Annotated in this window: 3 protein-coding genes; 1 reads left to right on the top strand and 2 read right to left on the bottom strand. The window is 70.0% G+C overall.

The window, feature by feature from the left end; all coding sequences use genetic code 11:
• Positions 1-1,130, top strand: a 1,130-nt coding sequence (locus tag ACQKIP_RS41380; protein ID WP_427745368.1) for an amylo-alpha-1,6-glucosidase, incomplete at its 5' end; no start/stop codon positions are given.
• A 116-nt stretch (positions 1,131-1,246) separates the two neighbouring features.
• Here the strand turns inward: ACQKIP_RS41380 and ACQKIP_RS41375 are convergent.
• Positions 1,247-2,401, bottom strand: a complete 1,155-nt coding sequence (locus ACQKIP_RS41375; RefSeq protein ID WP_365856096.1) for an FAD-dependent oxidoreductase — start codon at positions 2,399-2,401, stop codon at positions 1,247-1,249.
• Between the two features lie 80 nt (positions 2,402-2,481).
• Positions 2,482-3,969: an MDR family MFS transporter gene (locus ACQKIP_RS41370; protein ID WP_365856094.1), complete on the bottom strand. Its 1,488-nt coding sequence runs from the start codon at positions 3,967-3,969 to the stop codon at positions 2,482-2,484.
• Positions 3,970-4,186: the final 217 nt, after the last annotated feature.

Raw genomic sequence — 4,186 nt, 5'->3', positions numbered from 1 at the left:
GACCGGTGAGCGTGCCCGCAGCGGGCATTCCCTGGTTCCTCACGCTTTTCGGCCGGGACTCCCTGCTCACCTCGTACTTCGCACTGCCCTACCGGCCGCAGGCAGCGGCAGGCACCCTGGCCGCGCTGGCCGCCACCCAGGGCACGGAGTACGACGCGTTCCGCGGCGAACAGCCCGGCCGCATCGTGCACGAGGTACGCCACGGCGAGCTCGCGCACTTCCGGCAGGTGCCCTACGGCCGCTACTACGGTTCCGTCGACGCCACCCCGCTGTTCCTCGTCCTGCTGCACGCCCACGCCGAAGCAACTGCCGACCGTGCGCTCGCAGTCCGCCTGGAGCGCCACGCCAGGGCCGCGGTGGAGTGGATGTTCACCGACGGAGGCCTTGCGGAGCACGGTTACCTGGTCTACGAACCCGACCCGAACGGCCTGGTCAACCAGAACTGGAAGGACTCCGCCGGAGCCATCTGCTTCACCGACGGCACCCAGGCCAAGGGCCCCGTCGCGGTGTGCGAGGCGCAGGGATACGCCTACGACGCCCTGGTGCGTACCGCGTCCCTGGCCCGCACCACGTGGCACGACCCGGCCTACGCACAGCGGTTGGAGAGTGCGGCCGCCTCGCTGCGTACCCGCTTCCACCGGGACTTCTGGATGCCGGAGCAGTCTTTCCCCGCCCTCGCCCTGGACGGCGAAGGGCGGCAAGCCGACGCGCTCGCCTCGGACGCGGGTCACCTGCTGTGGTCCGGCATCCTCGACCAGGACCGCGCCGAGCAGGTCGGCCGGCGGCTCTTGCGGCCGGACTTCTTCACCGGCTGGGCGATCCGCACGCTGGCCGCAGGACAGACGCCCTACCACCCGCTCTCCTACCACCGCGGCAGCTGCTGGCCCCACGACAACGCGCTCGTGGCGCTCGGTCTGGCCCGCCACGGACTGACCCAGGAGCTGACGACGCTGGCCCGTGGCCTGGTCGAAGCGGCAGCGCACCACGGCTACCGCCTGCCGGAGGTCATGGCGGGCTACGACCGCTCCGAGCTGCCGGAGCCCGTCCCCTACCCGCACTCCTGCTCCCCCCAGGCCTGGGCGGCGGCGACACCGCTGGCGCTGCTCACGGCACTGCGCGAAGGCAGCTGAGGCTCTCCCCGCGAGAGCCGCGCCCCTCAGATCCCGTGCCGTGGTGCACCGCACTGTGCACCACGGCACGGACAGAGCCGGGGCCTCCGGACACCTGACGTTCCGGCGGCCCCGGCCTAGTGATGCTGCGTCATGTGGGCCAGGGTCTGCATCGCGCTGTCCGGGGCGAAGGCGCTGTCGATGCCTTCCGCTGCTCCCTCGGCCGCCTCGATGGAGCGCGGCATCAGGATGTCCTCGTAGGCGGTGATCGCCTGGTCGACGGTGGCGCCTGCGATGAGGGCCCCGGCGAGGTCCGCGCCGTCGAGCATGGCGAGGTTGGCGCCCATCCCGGAGAAGGGGGACATGAGGTGGGCGGCGTCCCCGAGGAGGGTGAGGCCGGGAGTGCGGGTCCAGGTGTGCGGGACCGGCAGGGCGTACAGGGGGCGGTTGGTGTAGCCGGTGTCGGTGGCGGTGATGAAGCCCAGCAGTTCGGGGCTCCAACCGGTGAACTCGGCGAGGAGAGCTTCGCGTACGGCGGCGGTGTCGGTGAGGTCGACGCCTGCCTGCTGGTGCCAGTTCTCGGCGGTGCGCATGCCGACGTAGACACGGATGTGTCCGCCGCTGTTGCGCTGGGCGACGAAGCCCTGGTTGTTGTCGAGGGCCATCATGGTTCCGTCGCCGGTCAGTCGGGCGAGATCGGGGTGACGATGGTCGGCGTCGCCGAGGCCGGTCTCGACGAAGGTGACGCCGGTGTAGACCGGGCTCGCGCCGGACAGCAGGGCGCGGACTCTGGACCAGGCTCCGTCGGCCCCGACTACGAGGTCGGCGTCGGCGGTCGTGCCGTCGGCGAAGTGCAGGCGGTGGGTGGCGTCGCCGAGTGGAGTGACGCGGGAGAGTTTGTGGTTCCAGTGCACGGTGTCCGGCTTGAGGGAATCGAGGAGCAGGCCGCGCAGTTGGCCGCGGTCGATCTCGGGGTTGCCCTCGGCGGTGTCCGTCGCGGGCGGGGCCGCGTCGAACAGGATACGCCCGTCGCGGCCGACCAGGCGCATCTGCTGGCCCTCGGGGCGCGCCTCGGCCAGGAAGTCGTCCAGCAACCCGGCTTCGCGCAGCGCGTGTTGGCCGGAGCGGGGATGCATGTCGAGACTGCCGCCCTGGTCGCGTGCGGTGCGGGATGCGTCGGCGTCGTAGACGGTGGCGGTGATGCCGTGTTCCTGGAGGACGCGGGCGCAGATCAGGCCGCCGGGTCCTGCGCCGATGATCGCGATGCGGGCTTGTGCGGGAGTGGTGTTCATGGCTGTTCTCCGTTCGTGCCGCACAGCAGTGCTGCGGTGCGAGAAGGGGTGGTCGCTTGATGCCGTGCGGAGGGGCAGGGTCAACTAGCGGTCGTGGCGCGGTTGTTCTCGGGCCGGTCTGCGGTCTGCGGGGGTCCGGCCTTCTTCAGCGCGACTTCGACGACGCAGACCGCGGCGACGAAGGCGAGGGCACACAGGACCGCCCCGGTGAGGAAGATCTGGTGGGTGCCGTCGGTGACCGCGGCGGCGCCGCCGACGTCCGACGGGTGGGCCGCGACGGCGCGGGTGAACAGCGAGCCGAAGACCGCGACGCCGAGCGAACCGCCCAGCGTGCGGAAGAGGTTGACCGAGCTCATCGCGGCGCCCATGTCACGCGTGGCGACACTGTTCTGCGCGATGGTGCCCGCCATCTGCAGGGTGAAGCCCAGACCGATGCCGACAAGCACCATGCAGAGCCCGGTCGACAGCCGTGATGTGCCGCTGTCCATGGTGGCGAGCAGGGCAAGGCCCAAGGTCAGGAATCCCGTACCGAGCACCGGGAAGATCTTGTACTTCCCGGTGGCGGACATGACCTTCCCCGCGAGGGTGGACACGATCACCACCGGGATCATCATGGGCAGCATCAGCAGCCCGGAGTTGGCGGCGGACGCGCCCTGCACGGTCTGCTGGAACAGCGGCAGGTAAAGCCCCGCGCCGAACATGACCACGCCTGCGGCCAGGATCATCGCCACGGCGAGCGGGTAGTTGCGGTGCCCGGTGAACACCGACAGGGGCAGCAGCGGCTCGTCGGCCCGCTTCTCCGTACGGATGAACAAGGCGAGCCCCGTCACGGCCGCAGCCGCCAGGGCCAGGATCTGCCATGAGCCCCACGGGTAGGTGGTGCCCGCCCAGGTGGCGGCCAGCACGATGGCGCCGATGGAGACGGTCAGCAGGGCGATCCCCGCCCAGTCGACCTTTACTTTGATGCGCCGGGCGGGCACGTGCAGCATCCGCCACAGCCACACCAGGGCGAGCAGCCCGAGCGGCAGGTTGATGTAGAAGGCCCAACGCCAGTCCCAGTGACCGGTGATGAACCCGCCGAGCAGCGGACCGCCGATGGTGCCGATGGCCATGACCGAGGCGGTCATGCCCTGATATCTGCCCCGCTCGCGAGGCGGCACGAGGGCGGCGATCAGGGCGAAGGCACCCGCGCCGATACCGCCGGCACCGACACCTTGCAGGGCGCGGAAGACGATGAGGCCGGTCATGGACTGCGCGGCGCCGCAGAGCGCGGATCCGACGACGAACACGGCTATCGAGGCGAGATACAAGGGCTTGCGGCCGTACAGGTCGCCGAACTTGCCCCAGACCGGGGTGGTCACGGCGGTGACGAGCGTGTAGGCCGTCACGACCCAGGACATGTGCTCGATGCCGCCCAGGTCACCGACGATCGTCGGCATCGCGGTGCCCACGACCATGTTGTCGAGCATCGAGAGCAGCATCGCGAGCATGACGCCTAGCAGCACCCAGCGCACGCTTTTCGGCACGGTCGAGGAGTCGGCGGAGGGGAGGGACGCAGACGTGGACATGGCTGATCACTCCTTTCGGAGGTGCCTTCGGAGATGAGGAAGAGGAAGAGAGCGGCCGTACGGAGGGGCCGGGCGGTGGCTCACGGCCACCGCTGCGGAGCCTCGCGGCGCCATCTCAGAAAAGCACACCAACTCAATAAGTGCAACGACTCAACTTTTGAACTCGGGCAACCGAGAGGTAGAGTCCCGGTATGACCGACACCGAGAGCGGCATGGG

This window comes from Streptomyces sp. NPDC059900 (assembly GCF_050270335.1).
Classification (GTDB): Bacteria; Actinomycetota; Actinomycetes; order Streptomycetales; family Streptomycetaceae; genus Streptomyces.
The sequence above is the reverse complement of the archived record's forward strand: the minus strand, read 5'-3'. Positions and strand labels throughout refer to the sequence as shown.